We start from the raw sequence: 4,378 nt of genomic DNA, 5'->3' as shown, positions 1-4,378 counted from the left end.
GAAGAAAAGTTGCCTTTCCACAAAGGGGACAGCGAGGGTATTTAGGTACCTTTTTAGATATTGGTTTATCAGGAGCAAATTGGTGATTACATTTGCGACAAAGGTATTTTTGATAACCATCTTTATCTTTACCATAACGGTAAAAAGAATCTTTATTATTGCATTTTGTACATTTAATTGGTACAATTTTTTGCATGAGGACTTCATCCTTTCTGGGAGGTATAGTTTTTTTAGCAAAAACATTGTACCACAGAGGATTGAAGTCCTCAATTTTCATTTAAGTTTACAGAGCGAATAATATAGATAGGAGGAAATTATATGATCAAAGGGACTGAAAATCAGAAAAGAACCAACGGTATGATTAAATTTATTTTTTATAGTCTAATAGGTATATTTATGTTTTTTATACCTATAAGTGTGGGAGGAAAATCTACAATACCTCTTGATCACATTGTTACAGGAATTAAGACTGGGTTTCCAACCCTAGCACCAATCTACGCACTTATTGTCATAATAATAGGCGGAATATATCCCTTTTACAAGAAAACTTGGAATAAGGATAAAGTAACTGTGGTATTTTCAATCTTAAAGCTTATAGGAATTGTAGTTGCCTTTATGGCTTACTTTAAATTTGGTCCTCAATGGCTATTTGAAAAGGATATGGTACCATTTTTATATAATAAGTTAGTTATCCCTGTAGGACTTATAGTTCCTATAGGTTCAGTTTTTCTTGCATTTTTAGTTGGCTATGGATTATTGGAATTTATTGGAGTACTAATGAGACCGATAATGAGACCAATATGGAAAACTCCTGGGAGGTCTGCCATAGATGCAGTAGCATCCTTTGTAGGAAGTTATTCTATAGGCCTTTTAATTACAAATAGGGTGTTTAAAGAAGGGAAATATACGATTAAAGAAGCATGCATAATTGCAACTGGATTTTCAACGGTTTCTGCTACATTTATGATTATTGTTGCTAAAACCTTAGGGCTTATGGAAATATGGAATACTTTCTTTTGGACTACATTAATAATTACATTTATCGTAACCGCTATTACAGTAAGGATTAAACCTCTTAGCAGTAAAGAAGATAAGTATATATCAGGAGAAGGAGACCCAGAACCTAAGATTAAGGGTAATTTATTCAAAAATGCATTGGATAAAGGGCTTGAGGCAGCAGCTATATCTCCATCACTAGGGAAAAATATTCTAGATAATCTAAAGGATGGATTTAGTATGGCTATGGGAATATTGCCATCAATACTTTCAGTAGGGCTCCTTGGATTAATACTTGCCAAGTATACACCAGTATTTGATATCATAGGCTATATATTCTATCCCTTTACCTTAATATTAAGGGTTCCAGAGCCAATGCTTGCAGCAAAGGCAATGGCAGTAGAGATAGCAGAAATGTTTTTGCCAGCATTATTAGTGGTTAATGCTCCAATGATTACTAAATTTGTTATAGGAATAATATCGATATCCTCTATTTTATTCTTTTCGGCATCAATACCATGTATATTATCTACAGAAATTCCTATTGGAATTACCGAAATAATAATTATCTGGATAGAAAGAACCATATTTACTTTACTATTGGCTGTTCCAATAGCATTTATGATATTATAAAAAAAATAATAAAAACAAATAAAGGAAGGTTTCACATGTCTTTTTATCAGAACATATGAAACCTTCCTTCTCAATTTATATTACTTTTTTATCTAAGTTATGTAAAATCAAATAGATTTTTGAGGAGCAAAAGGGGTCAGGGTTGAAAAGTTGAATTGTTATGGGATAGTTAAAGATGATGAAAAATCTCAAGAAAACCAAGGATTTGTTATAAGAGTACATTTTATAATGTAAGGTTGATGGTATAGATTAAAGCTTACTGGAGCAGATACAGTTATATACTCTATTTCATGGTGAAATATTGAAGTAGAAATTTAGGCAACTGATAGAGCCTATAGAAATTGATGTCTGTTGTTATTATATATATAATAAGGTATAATATTTAAAAAAAGCAAATCATTCCGACAGGAGAAACACCACTTGCTTTGCAAAAAGCAGTTGATAATATAAATGACAAGGGGACGAAATGACAAGGGGACGTTTCGTTTGGCATATAATTTATACCCGATTTGCTGGACACAAAGAAAAGTATGTATAATATAAATAAGGAAGGGTGTTCAGCAATGGAAAAAAAACAGAGGGTTTACCTCTGAATACAAGAAAGAGATAATAAGATTAGTAACAGAACAAGGTAAAAGATGTAGCAGCTGATATAGGTATTGCTGAAACATCAGTTAGAAGATAAATTAAACAACCCTGCACTGAAGTACAGGGTTGTTTAATTGTGTCATCTGGTGGCAATATGCTAATAGCATCTGCAATAATTTGGTTCATTAAAGGAATAAACACCTCAAAGTTTATATTATTATTGTAATTAGACAATGATCCTAGATTAACGCCTTTTATTACTTGTTTTAAATCTGAGTCGGATTGCATAAAGTCATTGATATCTCTTAAACTTTTTAGCTCCGCTAGATGAAAATAAATTAACGTTTTTAAATGATTTTGTGCAATCAGATAGTTAGTATTTAACAAAAAAGTAGATTTTTTTAATATATCCCAATCAATAATATCTAATAATTTTTCAAAAATAGTGATATAATTATCCCTAGACATAGCTTGTGCCCTCCTTGCTTGTAATTATGGGTATAATTATATTAAAGCAGAGGTTACAAGCTATTTTAATGCTAAATTTATGAAAACTAATGAATTTTTTACAATTTATATTTTGTCAATGGATTTTATACCCATTTATTGAACACTAGTGAGAATTTGTTATAGATAGAAAGGAATGAATAATAAATATGAAAAAAATCAAATATTTGTTCATTGTATTGATATTATATGTTTTGTTAGCAAATCTTTATCAGAACTACATATACTATCTAATTCCTTATAATCCTTTAGAAGACATCACAGATAATCCGTATAGTTGTCATTTTACCATAAATTATTCTAATGATGGGATAACCAATGCTAGTTATAATTTAAATACTAATACTCTTATTTTTAAATATTTTAGTGATTTAAATTTGATACCTTTAAAAGAAGAAACAAACAAAGAAGAAATTTTTAAACATGATAATGATATTAATTTTTCTTACAGATTTAGATTTCATCCACCAAAATCATCAGCATATTATTATATAACTATTGATGAAATATGGTTAGATAATTTATCTGTTCTTTATATTAGATCTAATAAACCGGGATTCCATAATGGATACTATAAAATTATAGATTCCAAATTTGATTATAAGTATGTTAATGACTTAATCAATACTTCTCAAAAATAACAAAAGTGGGCTGAATCTCAATAAAATTGTAAAACAGCCCACTTTGTTGATTTAAGTTTTTACAATAAAATCCATCCACTTCCAGCGTGTACTTTAGTAACTATTCCTTCACCCTGAACAATTCTAAACCCTTCATCAATAAATTCAAGAAATGGCAATTTTACTTCTACAAGATCATACTCTGGATTATCGTACAGAAAATCATAAACTTCATCTAAAAAATCCTCTCCCATAATAGAAACGGTAGTTAAAGTATCAATTTCACTTGGGAGCATACCTCCTACTGCTGAAATAACCCCCGCCGCTAACGTTACTGGAGTCGGTAATTTAAACATAAGCGATAAAACTGTTGCAAAAGCTGTTAAGCCTTCTACAAGTTTAGACTCATCTGGCTGACTAAAACCATCTTGTCTTATTTCAGCTTGTGCTCTTCTAGCTTTATATAGCTCATCTTTTGTTAACGTAAGCGTATCAATATATTCTTTTCTTGTACCCATAATTAATCTCTCCTTTATAATTTTATTTTATAAGACTTCTATCTGTTGGCCAACATTTTCGTCTTACACTATATAAAAAGAAATAAGCTATGAAAAAATCAACCAATCACACTAAAAAACAAAAAAATTTCAAAAAAAATTTTTTCTATAAATGGTTGATTTTTGAATTAGTAAAGCCTTCTTAAATAATAGGGAATAAAATATTATACCTGAATTATTCATAACTCAATGAATTATGATGAAAATTAATGTTAAAAGGTAAAATCTTATATCTGAAGTTCTGGTTTCATTAACAATAGAACCAAAGATTATAATTTTAATAAGATACCAACTCAAAATCTTATGTTGTAACCTAAAAAAGAGCAGACTAATCCCTTGGTTATTGCTTTAAGGTTTTCAAATTTGATTTTATAAATTATGCAAAAGTAATATTATCAATGTTTTTCATAATTATTTGAAATTTGTCTTTATAAGGATAACTACTACTCATTCTAAAAGTAGTCTTTCTTCCAGATT

The 4,378-nt window shown here is 29.5% G+C and carries 5 protein-coding genes; 2 read left to right on the top strand and 3 right to left on the bottom strand.

Going from position 1 to position 4,378, the window contains the following annotated elements; all coding sequences use genetic code 11:
- Positions 1-196: IS1 family transposase (locus tag BUB36_RS18535; protein WP_330390553.1), on the bottom strand; the 196-nt coding region annotated here is incomplete at its 3' end.
- Between the two features lie 122 nt (positions 197-318).
- Between BUB36_RS18535 and BUB36_RS18530 the strand changes: the two genes are divergently transcribed.
- Positions 319-1,629, top strand: coding sequence for a YjiH family protein (locus BUB36_RS18530; protein ID WP_073153746.1), 1,311 nt, complete (start codon positions 319-321; stop codon positions 1,627-1,629).
- 615 nt (positions 1,630-2,244) lie between these two features.
- On the opposite strand, the gene BUB36_RS20060 is transcribed toward BUB36_RS18530, so the two are convergent.
- Entirely contained in the window at positions 2,245-2,685 is a 441-nt protein-coding gene (locus tag BUB36_RS20060) for a hypothetical protein (protein WP_207550858.1), read from the bottom strand.
- Between the two features lie 188 nt (positions 2,686-2,873).
- On the opposite strand from BUB36_RS20060, the gene BUB36_RS18520 reads away from it, so the two are divergent.
- A complete protein-coding gene (locus BUB36_RS18520) occupies positions 2,874-3,365 on the top strand; it encodes a hypothetical protein (RefSeq protein ID WP_073153744.1) in 492 nt (163 codons plus the stop codon).
- Positions 3,366-3,424: 59 nt separating this feature from the next.
- Here BUB36_RS18520 and BUB36_RS18515 read toward each other — a convergent pair whose 3' ends face one another.
- Positions 3,425-3,862, bottom strand: coding sequence for a hypothetical protein (locus BUB36_RS18515; RefSeq protein WP_073153742.1), 438 nt, complete (start codon positions 3,860-3,862; stop codon positions 3,425-3,427).
- Positions 3,863-4,378: the final 516 nt, after the last annotated feature.

The sequence above is a fragment of the Paramaledivibacter caminithermalis DSM 15212 genome (assembly GCF_900142245.1).
GTDB lineage: Bacteria > Bacillota > Clostridia > Peptostreptococcales > Caminicellaceae > Paramaledivibacter > Paramaledivibacter caminithermalis.
The sequence above is the reverse complement of the archived record's forward strand: the minus strand, read 5'-3'. Positions and strand labels throughout refer to the sequence as shown.